Genomic DNA, 20918 nt, shown 5'->3' with positions numbered 1-20918 from the left:
CGGCAGTGGCGCAACTCAAGTTAAGGGTAATGACGACCACGCGCAAAATGTCTATCCGTGGAGGATTTGGAAAGCATCCATCTTGCATGTTGCTACGAAAAATCTCGTCCGAGCAGTCAATTTTTTTCGACGCAAGTATTTCCTGACCGACTAACCTACGAAGAGTCCCGCTACGCCCTCAATTGGTTTTGTCGAGACTTCATTATGCAGTGGCCATCACATTCTTTAGCGGTCCGACTTACGGCAGGTATTGCTTCCATCATTTTGTTTGTCTATGCGCTGGCGGGGTTGGCGCTCTACCAGAGCAAACACCAGCATGAGCTTCAAGCGGTGACCACAACGGAGAACCTGGCGCGATCCTTGGCAATCAACGTTTCCGGCGTCCTTGATAAAGTTGACGTCGGCTTGTTTGCTATAACCAGCGAAGTAGAACGGCAAATGGCTGCCGGAGGCATCAATGGGGCGTTGCTGAACGGGTTTCTAACACAGCAGCAGGCGCAGATTCGGGACTGCGAAGGGCTGTGGGTGGCGGATGAGAAAGGTGATGTTCCCTGGGGAACAATAATGACCGCCGGCAAAATAACGAATATAACCGATCGAGAGTATTTCCAGCGCCTGCATGAGAATTCGCATCTCGGAATGGTGGTATCCAAGCCTGTGATAGGACGCTCCACAAAAACCTGGTCGGTCCTCCTGTCCCGACGCATCAACAACGCTGATGGCTCCTTTGCAGGTGTGGCGCTGGGTTCGTTGCGCATGATGGAATATTTCAGCAACATGTTTTCCACTATTGAGATTGGAAAGCACGGGGTCATTGCTATTCGTGATGATGAAATGGCGCTCATCGTCCGGTATCCGACAGTAGCCAATGAAAGCGGGCAAGTTGGCGCCAGGTTGGTTTCAGCCAAGGCTACAGAAGCGACTCGATCGTCCCCGGAGGCTGGGAGCTACACCGCAGTTACCCCAGTAGACGGCATCGAGCGACTCTACACCTATCGAAAAATTGCGAATTATCCTCTCTATATTTTCGTCGCAAAGAGCACCGACGACTTTCTTGTTCCCTGGCGAAAGGAAGTGGATATAACGCTTTTACTACTGGCCGTTTTCACCCTGGTTATTCTTGTTTTCACGCGTACCAGCTACAGACGTGAAACTGAATCGCGTAGGGCGAAAAAAATGGAGCTCTTTCGTACCGCGTTTCGCACCAGCCCGGATAGTCAATTCATCACCTGCCTTGAGGATGGGCGAATTCTTGAGGTCAATGACGGATTTACACCCGTATTTGGCTGGACGAGGGAGGATACTACTGGCAAAACGGTTTTTGACATCGATATCTGGCGCTATCCGGAAGAGCGTCATACGTCGGTTCGTCTCTTGCAGCAAAATGAATATTTCATTGATCGTGAAGCTGAATTTGTAAGCAAGGATGGCCGCACGTGGCCCGGTCTGGTTTCGGCGCACGTTATGACTCTGGATGACACTCTGTGCATTCAAGCGATCATCCGGGACATCAGTGACCGAAAGGCTGCCGAGCAACAGATACAGAAACTATCGTTCTCTGACCAGCTCACGGGGCTTCCAAATCGCCGACTCTTTATGGATCGGCTGGAACAGGCATTGATTTCGAGTGCTCGCCATCAATGGATAGGCGCATTGATGTTTGTCGACCTTGATGATTTCAAGTCCATCAACGAAACCTTGGGCCACGGCCAGGGTGACCTGTTCCTGAATGAAATCGCCCGACGATTGAGGCGCTGTGTACGGGAGGGCGACACCGTCGCCCGCCTTGGGGGCGACAAATTCGCTTTTATTTTGGAGAACCAGAGCACCCATCCGCAGGCGGCGGCGAGCCATGCTGAAAACATTGGCAAAAAAACGCTGCTGGAGATCGGGCAGCCTTATCAGCTGTGTACCTCTACACTGCACCGAACCTGCAGTATCGGCATTACTCTGTTTGGCGAGCAGAATGAGGATGCAAGCGAGCCCTTGAAACGCGCCGAGTTGGCCATGTACCAGGCCAAAGCGTGCGGACGCAACGTCTTGCGCTTTTTCGACCCCAAAATGCAGGCGATCGTCAGCGCGCGAATCACGCTTGAGGATGGTTTGCGCGAGGCCATCAAGCAACACCGGATCCTGTTGCACTATCAGCCGCAGGTCACGGATGAAGGTCGCATTACAGGCGTGGAAGCGTTAGTGCGCTGGAAAAGCCTGCGCGACGGCATGATTTCTCCGGCAGAGTTCATTCCACTGGCAGAGGCGACTGGCTTGATTTTTCCGCTAGGCCAGCAGGTATTGATAATGGCCTGTCAGCAGTTGGCGGTATGGGCAGAGAGATCCGGATTCTCGCACCTGACCATCGCCGTCAACGTCAGTACTCGACAGTTTAATCAGGATGACTTTGTCGAACAAATACGGTCTGTACTCAATCGCAGCGGTGCCAATCCTCATCGTCTCAAGTTGGAAATTACTGAAAGTATGCTGGTCTCCAACGTCGAGGATGTGATTGCCAAGATGAATGCGTTGAAATCCATCGGTGTTGGCTTTTCGCTGGACGACTTTGGCACCGGTTATTCCTCCCTGTCGTATCTCAAGCGCCTGCCGCTGGACCAACTCAAGATCGACCAGGGATTTGTACGCGATATCCTAGTGGACCCAAACGACGCTGCGATCGCCAAGACGGTGGTCGCATTGGCAAACAGTATGAACTTGTCGGTCATTGCCGAGGGGGTTGAAACACGAGCACAGCGTGACATGCTGGCTGTTATTGGTTGCCATAACTATCAGGGATATTTATTTGGTCGCCCCATGGACATAGATGCATTAGAGGATTACATCGAAGGTGGAATTGATCTAGTTCGTCTAGGCCGTTTGGGGGATCGGAACAAGTGAGTCATCTATAGTAGCGTTGGGCACGCATGATGCACCCTTCCCTCCTCTCAAAAGCAGAAGTTACACGCTCGATGAGCGTCGATTTGTCAAGCGGCATGATTCTTTCAGGGCCTGGTAAATTTAAATTCGGCGAGCACATCACCTTGATCAAAATAGAGTACTGGTGAGCAGCGTGTATTGCCTGAACGCTTACCTTTCGCAGGCAACTTTGACAGGTCACTACACCAAAGCTGATTCCTTCAGAAATTTTCCGTGCCGCCGATAACTAAAAGAGCTGGACTACACTTTCGGAGTTTCAATGCTTGTAAGCAGTTATAACGGACTATATGTCCTGCTATCCCTGATTGTCGCGATCTTGGCCTCCTATACTGCGCTGAACATGGCTGGTCGTGTCACGCGCACCCAAGGAAAAGCCTCGGCACTTTGGCTGGCTGGTGGTTCATTCGCCATGGGCACCGGCATCTGGTCAATGCACTTCATCGGTATGCTGGCCTTCCAACTGCCCATCGAATTGAGCTATGACTTGACCCTCACTGGCCTATCGCTGGTGATCGCCATCGCCTCCTCGGCCTTCGCCCTTTGGCTGGTATGCCAAAAGGAAATGCCGCTGTCCTGGCTGCTGGTGGGCGCGGTGTTGATGGGGATCGGCATTGCAGCCATGCACTATACCGGCATGGCGGCGCTGCTGATGAATCCCGTGGTGGAATACGTTCCGTCGCTGTTTGTACTGTCGGTGCTGATCGCCATCCTCGCCTCTGGAGCGGCGCTATGGATAGCCTTCCGCCTGCGCGGAGAAGGCAAGTACATCAATCGCGCGCGCCTCTGCTCGTCCCTGGTGATGGGTTGCGCCATTGTCGGAATGCACTACACAGGCATGTCAGCAGCAAAATTCCCACTGGGTAGTGTATGCGGTGCGGTCAACACAGGTATCGATAGTAAATGGCTGGTGGTGCTGGTGATTCTGGTCACCTTGGCCGTCTGCGCAATTGCCCTGATTATCTCGATGCTCGACGTCCGTACCAGCCTACTGGCCAACTCCCTTGATCGTGCCAACAGTGAGCTAGTGGAACTGGCCCTGCACGACAATCTGACACGTCTGCCCAATCGCATCCTACTCAACGACCGCCTTGAGCAGGCGATTCAGAAAGCCGCCCGGCAAAAGAGCCAGTTTGCCGTGCTGTTCATGGACTTGGACGGATTCAAAATGGTGAACGATACCTACGGCCATCACACCGGCGACCAGTTGCTGGTAGAAGTGGCTACGCGTATCAATAATGCCAAGCGCGGCGAAGATACGGGCGCGCGCTTAGGGGGCGACGAATTCGTACTGCTGATCGACCTCGCCGAGCCGGATGACGCTGCGGCTCTCGCCCAACGCCTGGTGGAAGATATCAAGGCTCCATTCGTCTTGGGGCGGCAGACAGTACATGTTTCCACAAGCATTGGTATTGCCATTTTTCCAGTCGATGGTCATACCGAGCATGAGCTTATGGTCAACGCTGATGCCGCCATGTATCACGCTAAAGAACAAGGTCGAAACGGCTACTGTTTCTTCGAAAGAACCATGAATATCAATGCCCACCAGCAACTGCAGTTGCAGCAGGATCTACGCAAGGCCCTCGAGCAGAATGAGTTCGTCCTGCACTACCAGCCGAAAATGATTGCTCCCGACGGCCCTATGACGGGTGTTGAGGCCCTGTTGCGATGGAACAGTCCAAACTGGGGCCTAGTGCCGCCCGACCGCTTTTTGCCCCTGGCCGAACGAACTGGGCTGATAGTGCCAATCGGGAATTGGGTAATAAATGAAGCCTGTCGGCAGATGGCCGAATGGCACGCCCTAGGTAAAGAAGGCTGGAATATTGCGGTCAATCTATCGACGGTACAATTGGCCAATGCAGGACTGGTTGACATCGTGCGTACAGCACTGCAAAGCAACGGTCTGCCACCTCGCTTTCTGACCCTGGAGGTAACCGAGTCTACTGCCATGCGCGACGCGGAAGCCGCGCTGATCGTCCTCGATCAGTTGTCATCGCTGGGAGTAAGTATTTCCATTGACGACTTCGGTACCGGATATTCCAGCCTGCTTTACCTCAAGCGCCTACCAGCCAATGAGCTGAAGATCGACCGAGGCTTCATCACCGAACTGGCTAAAAACAACGACGACGCGGCCATCGTTTCGGCGATAGTGGCGCTTGGCAAAACGCTGGGCCTGAGGATCGTCGCCGAGGGTGTGGAAACCTCTGAACAACAAGAGATGCTTACAGAGCTGGGTTGCGACATCTTGCAGGGTTACCTACTGGGCAAACCGATGAGCGCACAGGCGGTGCTGGAAAGCTTTAACACCTCCAAAGACTCAGGCGCAATCCTGCAGCGGCCACAGGCCCAGCACTAGCAGTACAGGCACGATTTATGTTCAAGATATCAGGTCAGGTTCTCCAACAGCTCCAAGGCTTGGTCGACATCGAACTGCTCGGCGTGCCTGACGATCCGACGCAGTTGCTCGGCCAGCCAGGGATCCGAGACCACTCAGCTTGACGGTCGGACAGTTTTGAGTCGCCGCAACAAGATTGCGTACTCGGCGGTACGAGCCTCCTACGCTCCTAATACTGGTCTAACCTTTCTTTCAGATTCCTTATTGATCCAGGTGCAGTACTGCTTGGCGCCAATCCTGGCGGTCTTGACCTGTCTTATCGATAACGGGCTGTTTGACTTCGACCGAGCCCCGGAATTGCTGCTGGGAGAGTCAGCTAAAGGCACCTGACTGGCGTTGCCCCATCCTTCTACTTGGAGCTCTAGGCGTTATGATCACCGCCGATACCGTATTCTTAGTCGTCGACGACGCAGACACCATGCGCAGAGTCAACAGTAGCCAACTAGAGCGCTTGGGGGCACGACACATACTAACCGCCGCCAATGGTAAAGAGGCATTCGCGCTACTAAGGACGCGTAAGGTCGACGTCATTCTTTCCGACTGGAACATGCCAGTCATGGATGGCCTCACCCTGTTGCGCAAGGTCCGCAGTGACCCCAAGTTGGCCATGCTGCCTTTCATCATGATTACCGCAGAGAGCTCCCGCTCCCAAATCACCGAAGCCATCGCTGCCGGGGTCAGCAACATTCTTATCAAGCCCTTTACCGCCAACGACCTTTCGCAGCGCATAACGCGTGCAATGACCCACCGTCCTCGGCTGCATTCATCACCAGTAATTGCTGAACCAACTCAAGAGTCAAAGGAGGAATACCGTCCGACATTGCTGGTTGTCGATGACGTACCGGACAACCTAGCGCTGATTGCCGGGTTGTTTCAGGACGAGTACCGCATACTGGCAGCGCGCGACGGACGCCGTGCGTTGGCCATCTGTACTTCCGAGACCCCGCCAGATCTTCTTCTGCTGGATGTAATGATGCCGAACATGGATGGTTTCGAGCTGGCCCAGCACCTGCGCAGCCATCCCAGCGCTAGCCGCATCCCGATCATCTTTATCACCGCCATGAGCGATCCGGCAGCCCAGCTACGCGGGTTGGAGCTGGGCGCAGTGGATTTTGTCAGTAAGCCGATCGATCCCAAGTCGCTACACCTTAGGGTGAGCAATCTGTTGCGCCTGGTCGAACAGCGCAACGCTCTACAGCAGGAATACGACACCATGCTGGAGCTGGAACGCTTGCGCGAGGAGGCCAGCTGTATTTCACGTCATGATCTGAAGGCGCCGCTGTGCAATATCCTCGGCTTGGCCCGCAGCCTGCTTGATGGCGGCAATCTGCTGCCGCGCCAGTTGCAAATATTGCAAAGCCTGGAAACCGACAGCCAGAACCTGCTAGGAATGATCGACATGGCTGGCGACATCTACAAAATCGAGACCGGTAATTTCGAACTTAAGCCGGTCGCGGTCGAACTGCTGCCCCTGGTACGGCGCCTATGCGAATCGGCCAGGCTGACCTATCAGGCAAAAAAACTGACCATCGAGGTCGTGGCGCAACACACCAACGAATCAACACCGGTGCTAGCCAGTGGAAACGAATTGCTGTGCTTTTCTCTACTGAACAACCTGCTGAAGAATGCCTGCGAGGCGGCTCCTGAGAAAAGCCGCGTGCGGCTGACATTGATACCTGCCGAGCATATCGAATTGGTAATGGAGAACCAGCCAGCGGTACCCGTAGCATTTCGGTCACGGTTTTTCGAAAAATACGCAAGCCATGGCAAATCTGGCGGTACGGGGCTTGGTACCTACTCAGCGAAATTACTGGCTGAAGCCCAGAAAGGAAGCTTGGAGCTGGAGATTGATGACGAAGCGAATCTGACACGCTTACGGTTGCAGCTTCCGTGTCTAGACGCTGACAGTTGAGCGGGACGAGTTGTTCAACCGTTGAAGCTCAAGTTGCCTGGCAGCACTGCACTGGCCTCGAGTTCGCTGATTTTCATGAAAACACCGCTTGACTATAGAGTTAGGTCGATAGTTTAGGCTTGAGTTTTCACCTAAACAAGGATCAGGGAAATGAGCGTGGAGTGCTTTGTCACGGGGGGTACCGGCTTCATCGGTCAACATTTGGTGGCGTACCTGAGTGCAAAAGGTCACACCGTTCGGGTGTTGATGCGTCGCCCCGAGCGACTGGCTGCACTGCGGGAGCAAGTCGACCATTTGGGAGGGAACGCAGCCCAGGTATTTGCTGTAGCTGGCGATCTGGAACGGGACAACCTCGGGCTGAGTCTTGCTGACCGAGAAGTGGTACGGCACGCCAGAGTCGTATTCCACCTGGGCGCCCACTTCGCTTGGGGGCTTTCATTGGAGCATTCTCGTGCGGTGAATGTAGAAGGAGCAAAGCGCGTGGCGCTGTTGACGGCTGAGCAAAAAAGCCGGTTAGTGATGATCGGTGGCTACATGCTGAAAAATCATGAGCATCTGCAGCGCATCGGAATTGATCCTCGTAATCCGGAGTTGACGAATTGGCCTGCCGTCTACCGGCATGTCGGTGGTTATGAGGGGAGCAAGCTGGAGGCGCATTTTGCGACCCTGGAGGTCATGTCTGCCAAGGGCGGGGAGATTACCGTTGTCCACCCCGCGACGGTTTGTGGCCACAGCCGCACGGGGCATATCCTTGACGGTCAGCCGCTGGAGGGGCTGATACGCAACCTTGTGCAGGGAAAACTGGCTGCAGTGCCAGGTACCGCCGAGCACTGGCTGCCACTGGTCACCGTGGATTACCTGGTTGAGTTGATGGCGGTTTTTGCTTTTGATCCTGCCATGGTGGGCCAGGAACTGCTGGCGCTTGATGACCAAACCCCAAACTTGCGAGAACTCCTGGTGCAGGTGGCACAAACCGTTGGCTTAAAATCTCCCAAGTATCACATTCCGCTCCGATTGCTGAAGTGGCTACTGAGTATTCCTCCCGTCGCGCGTTTTTTGAATACAAACGCCGAAGCCTTGGACTTTATCCAGACCACTCGTTTTGATACGAAGGCGGTCGAGCAATTTGCCAACAGGCATGGAATAGCCAAACCGGATATACGTCAGTCTTTGCAGCACACTGCAACGTTCGTCAACTCATATTGCATAGCCAAGGGCATGGCCCGCTGACTTCTCCCTTGGGGTGATAAGGCGGACGTATACCAGTGATCAAGGTTAGCCTGATAGTCCTTGGTCACGAATCAATAGAGACTTATGAAATGTCCGGTGAAAAATCAATAGCAAAGCTACTCCATGGCATGAGCCCTTCGCTGAATGAAGGTAACTATGTCTTCTGCACTGTCAAAAACAGCAACGTCCTTGAGGGACACGAAGTGCTGGGGAGCTTTCGGGAGAAGGAAGGCCTGACGGTAATCCTCGAGCAATCCGCAGCTCTGGCGCTTGGTCTTGAATTCGAATATGTGGCTGCCTGGATTACCTTGACCGTCCATTCGGCGCTGGATGCCGTTGGCTTGACGGCTGCCTTTGCAACCGTTCTGGGCAATGCTGGCATCAGCTGTAATGTCATCGCAGCTTACTACCACGACCACATTTTTGTGGGCAAAGATGATGCGCAGAAAGCAATGGATGTTCTGCAGGAGCTCGCGCGATCTGGATCGGGTGACTAGAAAGCACCTCGAAGCATTCGCGGAGCGCTATTGAAAATGCTTGGCGCAAAGGCAAAAGCCACTCTCAACAACCATTGTTGTGCCTCGTCGGAGTTACCCTCCTCCCCGCCTACGCTGCGCATCCTTTGATGCAAACGGCTTAAAGCAGTGTGCTTAACTTATGCTGAGGCAGGAGTAAACCTGCCCCTGCATAAAGGACTATTTGATTACTACTGGGTTAACCGGTGATCCGGTAGCGCGATGCACTTTAAGCGGTGCGGCCACATAAAGAAAAGTATACTGCCTATCTTTGGCGCAACTTTCAGCCAGCTTCTCCAAATCGCAAATCTCTGTAAAGGCGATACCGAGATTACGCATCAAAGCACAGTGCAAAGGCAAAGCTACTCCTGATACTGGGTCTGTCGTTACTTCATTGGCGATGGTGTCGGTGACAAGATTTGGAATTTCCTTATTATGGAACCATTCAACAAGCTCCTCCGAATACGTAAGGCCTGGCTCGCAGAAACCATCATAAAACGCCTCGCCCTGTTCATAGAACGCTTGAAGAAAATTAGTCCTGATAATCAGAATGTCGTGCGGCTCGATCGTATGGCCCTGAGCTTCTGCGCATGCCTCAAGATCTATATGAGTGAATGTCTCACCTTTATCCAGCATGCGCTTACCACGATGCCGAGCCATATCCAGTAACACTCCACGCCCGACTACTCCTCGTTCGCCGATAGGTGCAACACTGGCCTTGTCGAGGCCGCCCACAGTTGTTCGCGCATCGTACCCGTTCCATATTTTTCCGCCGTACCAGAGGTGGCCAAGCGCATCATATTGCGTGGACCCTTGCAGGAACGCGTCGATCTTGTCATCCGCGTAGTGCAAGCCGCCGGGATAACAAGGACCATGATCATTGTCCCAACTCGATTCATCGAGAACCATCGTACGTTCTGCTGGGGTACGGCCTGGCCAAACTGGGTCGCCAGCAGGATTGCCGATCATTCGTTGTAAGGTAAATACGCTTCCCGTTTTAATGTGTGCAACCCCACGCATGACTTCCTGCGCCGTCAGGTAATTCAGAGAGCCTACTTCGTCTTCCGCTCCCCATCTGCCCCAGTTAGAAGGAGCATTCTTCAATAAATCTTCCATTGCAGGAACTGCAGTAGTCATGATTTTCCCTTTTTCTTAGTTGCAGTGGTGATTAAGGCGCACAACAAATGCGCCTTGTATCCGTATCAGTCAGGACATACAAAATATCGAATAAAATGGCGCGCTCAATGACCAAGCGTCTTTAGACGGGCAATCACGCTATTGAGCGATTAGACCGATCAATCAGCCATAACCTCTTCTATTCCCTGCTTATTAATAGCCGTGGCCGCCCCAACAGCTTTGGCTGGTTTGGTAGGCGTTATCTTCAAGTCCTTGGCAAATGTCCCATCCACCTCGCCCTTGAAGAAGTTTTTGCCGTAGATCAGCAAGCACAACACAACGCCAATTCCGAATGCCCAGCTAGCACCTTTGATTGCCAGTACCGCGCCGATCACGCCGGCGATACCCAGGTCGCGCTGGCTACGCGCTTCAAGGATGCCCAGACGCACACTCACATAACCCTGGATCAGCAAGGTCAGCGACAGAGCAACACCGAGAATCGGCTGCACCAGAGTCACTACGGGCAACAACAGCAGACCGGTGTTGGTCCCCCAACGGAACGACCCGACACCGCCGATGATCGATTTCATCGCCTTCGGCCCACCTTTGAAACGTTCGATCACCACCACCAGCATCGCCGCCCATTTTGGGCCGCACATGGCGACATCCGGGCCAAAGATGCTCATGAATGCGTTACGCGCGCCGAAGATCAGGTGAGCACGATCGGCGTTGTAGTCGACGACTTCATCCGTGCGCACGGTTTCAGCTTCATCGAGGAGCGATTTCGCACTGAGCACATCGCCGAAAACAATGATGTACGCCGCCAACATGGTCGGCAGAGCGGAGATGAACATGGAGAGCGGCGGCATGCCCAGACCGAACACGGTGTAGTTGCTCCACAGACCGGAAAAATCCGGTTTGCTGATGCCCCACTGAATAGTTGGCCACGACGCTTCACCAAACAACGGTGCAATCACCACTGCCAAAAGAATGATCGGCAAAATGCCGAGCTTGGCGAAGTTCCACCAGAAGCGGTTGCGCTGCTTGAGCTCGTTGAAGTGCTGGGAGAAGATCAAATAGAAGGCAATGCCGACCGCAATGGAAATGGTCCAGGGCAGCACATTGAATTTGCCGCCAACCTGGAACACCGCGATCACCGCACTCAAGCCGGCACCGACGATAATCCCGGATTTGATCGCCGAGGGCACATATTCCACCACCTTCTTCGCCATTCCAGTCGCCCCCAGGGCAATTGAAAAAATCCCCAGCATCAATTGGAAAGCAATCAGGGCGTGGACACGCTCCGGGCCCATTGGGAACTGAGCGCAGTAAGCCATCAACAGCGGCACCGCCGGGGTGATCCAGCCAGGCACGGTCGGGTCACCGAGCAAATGGTGCGCGAGGTAAAGCAAGCCGTTGAGCATCACGACGGCAAGCGCGACCTCAAATGGCATGCCGAGCAATTCGGTCATCAGCGGAATGGCGGCCAGATCCACGGCACACATCAGCAAGCCTTGGAGGTAGTCCGGGATTTCTATCTTGTAGTGAATAAACGGCAACCGAACTTTGAAAGGACCCAGCGGGATGTACGGGTTTTCGCTCCGCTGCACAGTAGTGTCGGACATTGAGTTCACCTGTTTTATTGGTCTTGTAATGGCGGGCGCACGCACCCGCAGGACGGGAGTCGTGGCTTATCGGGATCAATAGGCGGCGCGATAGATTTTCTCGACATCAGCGGCTGTCAGCTTGCGCGGGTTGTTGCGCATCAAGCGGTCGATCTGGCTGGCCTCCTCGGCCATTGCCGGGATGGCATCTTCAGGCACGTTGAAACTGCGCATACCGGATGGAATATCCACAGTGGCGCATAGATCTGCCATGGCTTTGACAGCCTGATCCGCGGCATCCTTGTCGCTCAGGTGCGCGACACGCACGCCCATGGCTTCGGCGATATCACGGAAACGCTCGACACAGGCGGTCTTGTTCCATTCCATCACGTACGGCAGCAGCAAGGCGTTGCTGACACCGTGGGCAATATTGAAACGCCCGCCCAAGGGGTATGCGAGCGCATGCACTGCGCCTACCCCTGCGTTGCCAAATGCCATGCCGGCCATCAGGCTGCCAGTGGCCATGTCCTCCCGAGCTTGCAGGTTGGATGGATTGGCATAAGCCTTCGGCAGCGCCTTGGCAATCAGTTTGATAGCGCCCAACGCGATGGCATCCGTGATTAGCGAGGCGTTGAGCGAAAGATAGGACTCGACCGCATGCACCAGCGCGTCGACGCCACTGGCTGCCGTCACACTGCGTGGACAGGTCAGTGTCATGGTCGGGCAAACCAGCGCCACGTCGGGTAGTAGGTAGTCGCTGACAATGCCTTTCTTCAACTGCGCTTGCTTGTCAGAAAAAATCGCTACGTTGGTAACCTCCGAACCCGTGCCGGCGGTCGTTGGGATAGCAATCAACGCAGGGCCTTTACGTTTCACCAGGTCGACACCAAACAGTTCGGTCAGCGGACCTCCATGACCGGCATACGCCGCGACGCCCTTGGCGATATCGATAGCACTACCACCGCCCACAGCAATCAAGCCGTCGTGGCTGCCCTCGCGATAGGCGCGGGTGCAGTCCTCGACGATGGCAATTTCCGGCTCAGGTTTGACTTGATCGAAGACGCCGTAACGGCGACCGCCCAGTTGCGCCAGCGCCAGATCAACAGTGCCGGACTTCAACAGAATGACGTCGGTGACGATCAGCGGGTTTTGGACATCCAGGCGAGTCAGTTCAGCTGAAAGCTGCTCGATAGCACCTTGTCCAGTGATCAATTTGTTCGCGATTTTGAAAGCAGAGATGTTCATCGGGCTCGTCCAGTTGATGTTGTTTTATTGGAAGACGTGCCATACGAGTTAGCGAAAGACGTGCCAATACCCGCGAAGCCCCGTGGCGTGGGCCTTTACGCGATTCACACGAAAGAAGAAGGTTTTTTACCGGTCAGTCCCGATTAGTTTTCTGATCGGTTTAATCGGGGCTGATTAGAATCCTAATCAGAATGTTCCCAACGTTTCATTTTCTGCACCACGGTCGCCTGACTCACGCCCAAGGCCTTGGCTGCAAGCCGCGTGGTCTTGTGCGCACGCAGCGCGCCACGAATCGCATTGCGCTCGGCGTTTTCCAATACCTTGCGCAGCGGCAAGCCGGTGTCATTGGTATTCAGTGGATTGAGGTTAAGGATCTCCTCAGGCATATCAAGCGCCTCAATAGTCCCAGTCTGATTGGTCACCACCAGGCGCTCAACTATGTTGATCAGCTCACGGATGTTGCCAGGCCAGTCGTAGTCGCACATCAGGTCGAGGGCTTCGAGCCCCCATTGCACCTGGCGTTCATAACGGACATTGAATCTGTCCAGGTAGTAATGCAGCAGCGGAGCAATCTCCTCCCGGCGCTCGCGCAGGGCCGGAATGTTGATCGGCACCACGTTGAGCCGGTAATACAGATCAGCCCGAAAACGACCTTCTGCCACCAGCTTTTTGAGGTCGTGGTGGGTGGCGCTGATGATGCGTACATCGACCTCCTTCAGCTCCAGGCCCCCGACCGGAATGAAGCGATTTTCTTCGATGACCTTGAGTAACTTGACCTGCACCGGCAGCGGCAAATCACCAATTTCATCGAGAAACAATGTTCCGTGATGCGCCAGCTCCAGCAGGCCACGCTTGCCTTTGGGACCTGCACCTGTGAACGCACCGGGTGCATAGCCAAACAGCTCGGCTTCGATCAGATTCTCGGGCAGCGCACCGCAGTTGAGGGCGAGAAATGGCTCACTGGCACGCGGGCTGGCGTTGTGGATGAATTGCGCTACGAGGGTCTTTCCGACGCCGGTTTCGCCCTGGAGCAAAACCTTCACCGAACTGCTGGCTACCTGCCGGGCCAGCGAGAAGACACGGCCGGAAACCTCCTGATCGGCCATAAGCGGAGAACTCAGGAGTTTGTCTCGTTGGCCAGCATGAAGTTTGGCGGTGCTGTTGCGCAGTTGCTTAAGCTGTTGCAACTCATCGCGCTCGTGTTTCATGCGCAGCAATTCAGTCATGTCGCGTACGGTACTGACAACATATGAAATCCGGTTTTCAGCGTCGAGAATCGGCGTGGCGCTGACGAGCAGTTTCTTGCCCTGACTCAGGCTCTGCATCACCGACACCGGCCGACCTCCCTGCAATACCCGCAGCGTGGCCGATTGCGAGATAACGCCCTCCTTCACCAGCTCCTGCATGGGTCGACCGATGAGATCGCCACCACTGAGTCCGCTCAGGCGCTCATAGGCTTGATTGACCTTCAGCGTCTTGCCGTCGCCATCAGTGATGTAGACGCCGTCATGCAAAGCGTTGAGCAGTTCTTCGAAACTGGCGTCGTTGACATTCACCGGGGACGTTCCTTCGAGGGGGCGGAGCAGTTAAGTATAAAAGTTGTGCAGAGGAGAAAATCGTTAACCCACTCACTCCTTGCTCGATTTGGGTATCGCAATCCGGCTACTGGTCTTGACCTCGCGTAACGCCAGGCTCGACTGAATGGATGCAATGCCCACCTGGCGCCTGAGCACCTGCTCGATAAAATCACTGTAGCTATCAAGATCTTCTGCCAACACTTGCAGCACGTAATCGGCATCCCCGGTGATCTTGTGGCAAGACAACACTTCAGGCAATTGCGCAATCACCGCCTCGAAGGCGTCGGGAGCGTGATCGGCGTGGGTCGAAAAACGGATGTGCACGAACGCCATGATATCCAACCCCAACATGCGTCGATCAAGGTTGGCCTGATAGCCCTTGATCACGCCCGCTTCCTCCATTCGCTTACGCCGGCGCCAGCAAGGCGTGAGGCTTAACGACAGGCGTTCACTGAGCTCGGCGTTGGAAATGCTCGCATCATCTTGCAGCAATGTGAGTATCGCCAGGTCCGTCTCGTCGAGGCTGATGCGTTTGGATGATTTTTTCTGCATTTCGCAATTCCTGAGTAAAAACGCCCGAAAAATCTAGCAAACCACGAATATAAAGCAAAGAAAGCGCATCCAGTCCAGAACAGAATATTTGCACTGGCTCACATTAACGGATGCGCAGAATGTTTACAGTTTTCAGTGATTCCCACCGTTTGCACCACGGCACCGAATTGAAGGACGGTGTGCTCAAGCCGTCGTTCGAACAGCCCAGCCGGGCCGATACCGTACATGATCGAGTCAAGCAGGTAGGCCTTGGCCAGATCGTCGAACCACGGGCATTTGACCGGTCGTGTTACGTCAATGCGCACAGCGAGCGCTACGTCAGTTTTCTTGAAAGCGCATGGTCCGAATGGTGTGCGACCGGGCGTACCCACGACGCCTTGCCGCTGGTGTGGCCAGTGCGCGATTTGTCCAACGATCAAGTCCCGACTTTCATCGACGGAAAGCTCGGCTTCTTCGCCATGGATGCCGGTTCTCCGATTACCGCGACCACGTGGCAAGCCGTAAAGACCAGCGCAGACATCGCCCTCACCGGCCTGGCGCTGATCGATGAAGGCCACGACAGTGCCTTCGCCCTGTGCCGTCCGCCCGGCCATCACGCAGCGCGTGAATACATGGGTGGTTATTGCTATCTCAATAACGCCGCCATTGCCGCACAACAGGCCATCACTCAAGGCGCGAAACGTGTCGCGGTACTGGACGTCGACTTCCATCATGGCAACGGCACCCAAAACATCTTCTACGAACGCAGTGACGTCATGTTCGTGTCGCTGCACGGCGAACCTGCGGTGTCTTATCCGTACTACTCAGGTTTTAGCCACGAAGTCGGCGCCGGCCATGGCGAAGGTTACAACCTCAACTACCCGTTGCCGAAAAACACCACCTGGGAAAGCTATCGCAATGCCCTGCTCCACGCCTGCAGGAAACTCCAGCAATTCGCCCCTGAAGTGCTGGTTATTTCACTTGGCGTCGACACGTTCAAGGACGACCCCATCAGCCACTTCCTGCTGGAAAGCGAAGACTTCATCGGCATCGGCGAGCTGATAGCGGGTGTGGGCTGCCCCACTCTGTTCGTGATGGAAGGCGGCTACATGGTCGATGAAATCGGAATCAATGCAGTCAATGTGCTGCATGGTTTCGAGAGCAAACGCAGCTGAGCCGTCCCCTGCCCCGCAACGTTGTTACTACTGAACCGGAGAATAAAAACATGACTCTTTTCATCGACGTCGATCATGCCGCACGCCTGTTCGCCACGGTGGGCATCCGTCGCGCAATCCGCGAAATGGCGGGTTACATCGAAGCCGATTATTCACGTTGGGCGCAGTTTGATAAGTCGCCTCGCACCGCCAATCATTCGGCCAAGGGTGTGATCGAGTTGATGCCGACCGACGATGGCCAGCAGTATTCGTTCAAATACGTCAATGGTCATCCGGACAACGGTCAAAGCAACTTGCTGACGGTCATGGCCTTTGGTGTCCTGGCCGATGTCCACAGCGGCTATCCAACCCTGCTCAGTGAACTGACGCTGACCACCGCTGTGCGCACTGCGGCGACCTCCGCCTTGGTCGCGAAGTCCCTGGCGCGCCCGGATGCCCGCATCATGGCAATCATCGGCAATGGTGCCCAGAGCGAATTTCAGGCCCTCGCCTTCCATGAAATGCTATCGATCAAGGAACTGCGCATATTCGATATCGATCGCGACGCCTCGTTTAAGTTGAAGCGCAACCTGGCCGCGTTCCCGGATCTTGAAGTGATCCTGGCCGGCTCGGTGCAAGAAGCGGTCAAGGGCGCAGACATCGTCACCACGGTCACTGCAGATAAAGCCTACGCAACGATCCTGACGCCCGAGATGATCGAGCCCGGCATGCATATCAATGCCGTAGGGGGTGACTGTCCGGGGAAAACCGAGCTGCACGCCGAGATCTTGCGCAATGCCCGGGTCATCGTTGAATTTGAACCTCAGACCCGGATTGAAGGTGACATCCAGCAATTGGAAGCCGACTTTCCCGTCGTCGAGTTTTTCCGGATTGTTCAGGGCGAAATCAAGGGTCGCGAGAACGACGCGCAGGTCACCGTGTTCGATTCGGTCGGTTTTGCCCTCGAAGACTTTTCGTCACTGCGCTACGTGCTAGACCTGGCCCAAGAGCATGCAATCGGTGAGCACATCCATCTGGTGCCGAGGCCTGCCAACATAAAAGACCTCTACCAGATCCTGGACCAGCAGCCAGCAATCGTCCCCTCACGCCTGCGCACAGTGAGCTGAAAACCCTAGGCGATGCCCCTGAGCAAAGTGCCAAGGGGCTACGCACCACTGTGGGTACGCGGCAAATCTCGCTATCCGCAAACCACCGTCAGTAGCCGTTGCATCTCTAACAAAAACGCAAGACACCACTTTTCTGCCAAAACTCAAAAACATAAAATCAAGAGGTTTTGTAATGAAATCGACTCCCTCAGGGCTGATTGAACAGCCCGCGCTGCAGCGCACCCTCAGCAATCGTCACATTCAGTTAATGGCCATGGGAGGCGCCATCGGTACCGGTCTGTTCATGGGTTCCGGGAAGATCATCGCCCTCTCGGGCACGTCGATCATCCTTATCTACATGATCATCGGTCTGTTCGTTTATTTCGTCATGCGTGCCATGGGCGAAATGCTGCTCTCCAACTTGAACTTCAAAACCTTCGCGGATTTTGCCGGTGCCTACCTCGGCCCGCGCGCGGCATTCTTTCTTGGCTGGTCGTATTGGCTGAGTTGGAGCGTGGCGGTGATAGGCGATTGCGTTGTGGTCGGCGGATTTTTTCAGTATTGGTTCCCCGATGTACCCGCCTGGATACCGGCCATCGGTATGCTGATGACCCTGTTCGCCTTGAATGTGCTGACGGTCAGGCTTTTTGGTGAAGTGGAGTTCTGGTTCGCGATCATCAAGATCATTGCCGTCATCACCCTGATTGGCGTCAGCATGGTGCTGATTGCCAGCTCCTTTGTCTCACCCAGCGGTGTTACTGCATCGCTGAACCATCTGCTGGATAAACAAGCGGCCTTCCCCAACGGCCTGTTCGGTTTCTTTGCCGGTTTCCAGATGGCGATCTTCTCATTTGCCGGCACCGAACTGATCGGTACCGCCGCCGCCGAAACCCGCAACCCCGAGAAAACCCTGCCGAAAGCCATCAACTCGATTCCGCTGCGAATCATCCTGTTTTATGTGCTGGCACTGGCCTGCATTATTGCAGTGACTTCGTGGCAACAGGTTTCGCCCAACAAGAGCCCTTTCGTCGAGCTGTTCCTGGTTGCAGGTTTTCCCGCGGCAGCCGGTATCGTCAACTTTGTGGTGCTGACGTCTGCCGCTTCCTCGGCCAACAGTGGTGTATTTTCGTCTAGCCGCATGCTGTTCGGACTGGCCAACCAGGACAACGCCCCGGGGATTTTTCGGCGTCTGTCGAGCAATAGCGTGCCTCTGCTGAGTCTGGCCTTTACCACGCTATTAATGCTCGTGGGCGTGCTGTTGCTTTTCATCGTTCCAGAAGTGATGACCGCCTTCACCATTGTTTCCACCGTATCGGCAATCCTGGTGATTTTTACTTGGTCGACCATCCTTGCGTCGTATATTGCCTACCGCAAAAAACGACCTGAGCTGCATGCGAAATCGGCCTATAAAATGCCTGGCGGCGTGCCAATGGCCTGGTTTTCCCTCGCGTTTCTGAGCTTTGTTCTTTGTCTGCTGGCATTGAGACCTGACACCCGTATTGCGTTGATGGTCATGCCGGCGTGGTTCATATGGTTGGCAATTGCTTACCAGCTGACCTGTTCCAGAAAGCCTAAAACCGCAGCTGGATCTGCCAGCCAATACGGCTGAGATGGTTGGGGGCACCGTAAACCTCAACTCATCCTTGATAGCTCAGGGCCATCTATCGATAATCACGCCTTCTAAAAAAGCACATAAGGATTTGCTGTGAAGAAGCTCTACTTGGCTCTACCGTTCTGCGCGCTGCTGCTACAAGGTTGTGGTGTGACCATGACCCGCTATGAACCCAACTTTCAGAACGTTCAGCAGCTCAAGAAAAATGCACCCATGCAGCCCTTGCGCGAGACGCAGGTGAATGCGGATTCAGGTCAAGGGTCGCTGATGGTGCGCCTGAACCCGATTTCGTCGCCCGAGGGCAGCGTTCCACTGCACATCCAGGCCGCGATCAACGATGAGCTCCGCCAGGCGGGTCTGTTGGACCCTCGGGCTGATCGGCAGCTGCAGGTTCAATTGGTCAAGAGCCAGCTCACCGCAGGCATGAGCAACGGCCATGGCGAAGTGGCTGCGCGCTTCACGCTGCGTAAAGGTGATCAGGTTTTATACGAAACCACTAAAGACGTGCAGCGTGATTGGGACAGCAGTTTCTTCGGTCCGATCGCCATTCCGGCGGCCGCGAACAACTACAACCCAATGGTGCAAGACCTGCTCAAGAGCTTGTACAACGACCCGCAGTTCACTCAAGCGTTGAAGTGATCAAAAAAAAGAGCCGCGATTGCGGCTCTTTTTCTATCGGTGTCAGCCCCGTGGAATGCGGGTGTCGACAGCGGAGTATTTTATGCGGTTGTTGTCGACCCAGTTCTTCAACAGCGCATTGACCTGGCGGTTGAAGGTGTCGGTGATGGCCGCCTTGGGCGTATTACCTGCCAGGGGCAGGAACCAGATGCCCATCCAGGTGTTGATCGCATCATGATTGCTGGCCTTGCCCAACGGCTGGCCCTGCTCGTCCAGGGTTTCCAGGCTCATGGTGTACTGGTCGGTTGCCAACGCAGGAATGATCGTGAACGTGAAGCCACTGAGGAACGCCAGGACCATTTGCCCACCGCCTGGCGCATGGTTATAGACCTTCAATCGAAGATTGTAATCGCCTGGTTGCTTCTGGAATTCGTCAAAGACCACGCGCCCAAAAAGCCCTGACTCATCGAAGGTTCGCTTCAGATCGGGCTTGAGCATGTCGCGAGCCTGCGGCACCTCGGTGGCCTTGGCATTGTCGGGGTCGCCCTGATAGAAATCGAAATCGACATAGACGTTCGGCTTGTTCGAGTAGCTGGCCATCGAAGGCAGATTCACGGGGGCTACTTCATCTTTGGTGAAACTGGCGCATCCACTCAGGCTCAAGGCCAAGGCGAGGCCTATGGCTTTTGCAAATTGCATATCGACTTCCTTGCGTAATTTGACTAGTGCCGCTCACAGAGAGGGGGACGAATTCTAGCGAGATCCGCTTAAAAGCAAAAGGCTATCATCGGGTTGCACGCGACACTTCGAAATTACCTGACACGCTCAAAGACGATGTGAACCTTCGCCCCATCCGGGCGGCGAAAATCTTCTACCATCCGGTTGCCATCGACCTTCAACTGCAGGTCATCCCGGGTGCGCACAGCGCCCACCCAGTTCGGGAACGTAGCCCCTTCGACAGTGTTGCCTGTGAACTCACCGTTCTGGTCGACGGTATATCGCCCGAAAAAACCGATGCTTCCCGCCATCGCGGCCCGGTTTTCCTCATCGGTGCCTTCGCCACGAACGTTGGATCGAAACGCCGGCACGCGTGGATCCGTGAGTACTTCGACAAACGTCAGCTCTGGCGTGAAGACGAGCCAGCCATGAGGATCGGGGCCATAAGCATTCGATCTACTGCCCTGGCTCTCAACGGTTGCACTGACCATGCGCCATGTCCCGACCAGGGAATTTTCTTTGCCCGCAAACGCTGTGGAGAACGCCGAGAAGGCAATGGCTACTACGATTGCCAGTAGCGTATTTTTCAGACTCATCCGCTTCACCTTTCCTCGCCGCAACGACGCGGCAGACAATAGAGTGGGTTTCATTCTGGTCGGCA

General features: G+C 54.8%; 16 protein-coding genes. 9 read left to right on the top strand and 7 right to left on the bottom strand.

The window, feature by feature from the left end:
* Positions 1-204: 204 nt before the first annotated feature.
* From QMK47_RS15135 to QMK47_RS15115, 5 genes are all read left to right on the top strand, one after another.
* The gene (locus tag QMK47_RS15135; RefSeq protein ID WP_320388619.1) at positions 205-2889 is read left to right on the top strand and encodes an EAL domain-containing protein; all 2685 of its coding nucleotides are present in this window, start codon (positions 205-207) and stop codon (positions 2887-2889) included.
* Between the two features lie 298 nt (positions 2890-3187).
* Complete coding sequence (locus tag QMK47_RS15130; RefSeq protein ID WP_320388618.1) at positions 3188-5281, top strand: putative bifunctional diguanylate cyclase/phosphodiesterase; 2094 nt, start codon at positions 3188-3190, stop codon at positions 5279-5281.
* Positions 5282-5690: 409 nt separating this feature from the next.
* Positions 5691-7232, top strand: a complete 1542-nt coding sequence (locus QMK47_RS15125) for a hybrid sensor histidine kinase/response regulator (protein WP_320388617.1) — start codon at positions 5691-5693, stop codon at positions 7230-7232.
* A 150-nt stretch (positions 7233-7382) separates the two neighbouring features.
* Positions 7383-8462 carry an SDR family oxidoreductase gene (locus QMK47_RS15120; protein ID WP_320388616.1) on the top strand — a complete coding sequence of 360 codons (1080 nt, stop codon included), beginning with the start codon at positions 7383-7385 and terminating at the stop codon, positions 8460-8462.
* 89 nt (positions 8463-8551) lie between these two features.
* Positions 8552-8959, top strand: a complete 408-nt coding sequence (locus QMK47_RS15115; protein ID WP_320388614.1) for an ACT domain-containing protein — start codon at positions 8552-8554, stop codon at positions 8957-8959.
* Positions 8960-9157: 198 nt separating this feature from the next.
* On the opposite strand, the gene QMK47_RS15110 is transcribed toward QMK47_RS15115, so the two are convergent.
* The 5 genes from QMK47_RS15110 to QMK47_RS15090 form a co-directional block, all read right to left on the bottom strand.
* Positions 9158-10114, bottom strand: a complete 957-nt coding sequence (locus QMK47_RS15110) for a cyclase family protein (protein ID WP_320388612.1) — start codon at positions 10112-10114, stop codon at positions 9158-9160.
* A gap of 158 nt (positions 10115-10272) precedes the next feature.
* The gene (locus QMK47_RS15105) at positions 10273-11718 is read right to left on the bottom strand and encodes a hypothetical protein (protein WP_320388610.1); all 1446 of its coding nucleotides are present in this window, start codon (positions 11716-11718) and stop codon (positions 10273-10275) included.
* Positions 11719-11793: 75 nt separating this feature from the next.
* Positions 11794-12942 (bottom strand): iron-containing alcohol dehydrogenase, encoded by a 1149-nt coding sequence (locus QMK47_RS15100; protein ID WP_320388608.1) that lies wholly within the window; start codon positions 12940-12942, stop codon positions 11794-11796.
* A 182-nt stretch (positions 12943-13124) separates the two neighbouring features.
* Positions 13125-14498: a sigma-54 interaction domain-containing protein gene (locus tag QMK47_RS15095; protein WP_320388606.1), complete on the bottom strand. Its 1374-nt coding sequence runs from the start codon at positions 14496-14498 to the stop codon at positions 13125-13127.
* A 72-nt stretch (positions 14499-14570) separates the two neighbouring features.
* Positions 14571-15071, bottom strand: a complete 501-nt coding sequence (locus QMK47_RS15090) for an Lrp/AsnC family transcriptional regulator (protein WP_046062430.1) — start codon at positions 15069-15071, stop codon at positions 14571-14573.
* Between the two features lie 119 nt (positions 15072-15190).
* Between QMK47_RS15090 and QMK47_RS15085 the strand changes: the two genes are divergently transcribed.
* The 4 genes from QMK47_RS15085 to QMK47_RS15070 all read left to right on the top strand — a co-directional run bounded on the left by QMK47_RS15085 (position 15191) and on the right by QMK47_RS15070 (position 19561).
* On the top strand, positions 15191-16225 hold the full coding sequence (locus tag QMK47_RS15085; protein ID WP_253474824.1) for a histone deacetylase family protein: 1035 nt from the start codon (positions 15191-15193) through the stop codon (positions 16223-16225).
* A gap of 50 nt (positions 16226-16275) precedes the next feature.
* Complete coding sequence (locus QMK47_RS15080; protein ID WP_320388604.1) at positions 16276-17331, top strand: ornithine cyclodeaminase; 1056 nt, start codon at positions 16276-16278, stop codon at positions 17329-17331.
* Positions 17332-17503: 172 nt separating this feature from the next.
* Positions 17504-18919 (top strand): amino acid permease, encoded by a 1416-nt coding sequence (locus tag QMK47_RS15075; RefSeq protein WP_214510408.1) that lies wholly within the window; start codon positions 17504-17506, stop codon positions 18917-18919.
* A 96-nt stretch (positions 18920-19015) separates the two neighbouring features.
* Entirely contained in the window at positions 19016-19561 is a 546-nt protein-coding gene (locus tag QMK47_RS15070) for a hypothetical protein (protein ID WP_253474817.1), read from the top strand.
* Between the two features lie 42 nt (positions 19562-19603).
* Here QMK47_RS15070 and QMK47_RS15065 read toward each other — a convergent pair whose 3' ends face one another.
* Together QMK47_RS15065 and QMK47_RS15060 are read right to left on the bottom strand one after the other, a co-directional pair.
* Positions 19604-20239 carry a hypothetical protein gene (locus QMK47_RS15065; protein WP_214510409.1) on the bottom strand — a complete coding sequence of 212 codons (636 nt, stop codon included), beginning with the start codon at positions 20237-20239 and terminating at the stop codon, positions 19604-19606.
* A 113-nt stretch (positions 20240-20352) separates the two neighbouring features.
* Entirely contained in the window at positions 20353-20853 is a 501-nt protein-coding gene (locus QMK47_RS15060) for a lipocalin-like domain-containing protein (protein WP_320388602.1), read from the bottom strand.
* Between the last annotated feature and the right edge of the window lie 65 nt (positions 20854-20918).

The organism is Pseudomonas sp. P9_35 (genome assembly GCF_034008205.1).
Lineage (GTDB): Bacteria > Pseudomonadota > Gammaproteobacteria > Pseudomonadales > Pseudomonadaceae > Aquipseudomonas > Aquipseudomonas kilonensis.
Note: the sequence above shows the minus strand (reverse complement) of the source record. Positions and strands in the feature narration are given on the sequence as shown.

Excerpts from the sequence above, each read along its gene's own strand:
- QMK47_RS15100 (WP_320388608.1), bottom strand. The coding sequence starts at position 12,942 with ATGAACATCTCTGCTTTCAAAATCGCGAACAAATTGATCACTGGACAA.
- QMK47_RS15085 (WP_253474824.1), top strand. The coding sequence starts at position 15,191 with ATGTTTACAGTTTTCAGTGATTCCCACCGTTTGCACCACGGCACCGAA.
- QMK47_RS15090 (WP_046062430.1), bottom strand. The coding sequence starts at position 15,071 with ATGCAGAAAAAATCATCCAAACGCATCAGCCTCGACGAGACGGACCTG.
- QMK47_RS15105 (WP_320388610.1), bottom strand. The coding sequence starts at position 11,718 with ATGTCCGACACTACTGTGCAGCGGAGCGAAAACCCGTACATCCCGCTG.
- QMK47_RS15065 (WP_214510409.1), bottom strand. The coding sequence starts at position 20,239 with ATGCAATTTGCAAAAGCCATAGGCCTCGCCTTGGCCTTGAGCCTGAGT.
- QMK47_RS15120 (WP_320388616.1), top strand. The coding sequence starts at position 7,383 with ATGAGCGTGGAGTGCTTTGTCACGGGGGGTACCGGCTTCATCGGTCAA.
- QMK47_RS15110 (WP_320388612.1), bottom strand. The coding sequence starts at position 10,114 with ATGACTACTGCAGTTCCTGCAATGGAAGATTTATTGAAGAATGCTCCT.
- QMK47_RS15115 (WP_320388614.1), top strand. The coding sequence starts at position 8,552 with ATGTCCGGTGAAAAATCAATAGCAAAGCTACTCCATGGCATGAGCCCT.
- QMK47_RS15130 (WP_320388618.1), top strand. The coding sequence starts at position 3,188 with ATGCTTGTAAGCAGTTATAACGGACTATATGTCCTGCTATCCCTGATT.
- QMK47_RS15135 (WP_320388619.1), top strand. The coding sequence starts at position 205 with ATGCAGTGGCCATCACATTCTTTAGCGGTCCGACTTACGGCAGGTATT.
- QMK47_RS15075 (WP_214510408.1), top strand. The coding sequence starts at position 17,504 with ATGAAATCGACTCCCTCAGGGCTGATTGAACAGCCCGCGCTGCAGCGC.
- QMK47_RS15125 (WP_320388617.1), top strand. The coding sequence starts at position 5,691 with ATGATCACCGCCGATACCGTATTCTTAGTCGTCGACGACGCAGACACC.
- QMK47_RS15060 (WP_320388602.1), bottom strand. The coding sequence starts at position 20,853 with ATGAGTCTGAAAAATACGCTACTGGCAATCGTAGTAGCCATTGCCTTC.
- QMK47_RS15080 (WP_320388604.1), top strand. The coding sequence starts at position 16,276 with ATGACTCTTTTCATCGACGTCGATCATGCCGCACGCCTGTTCGCCACG.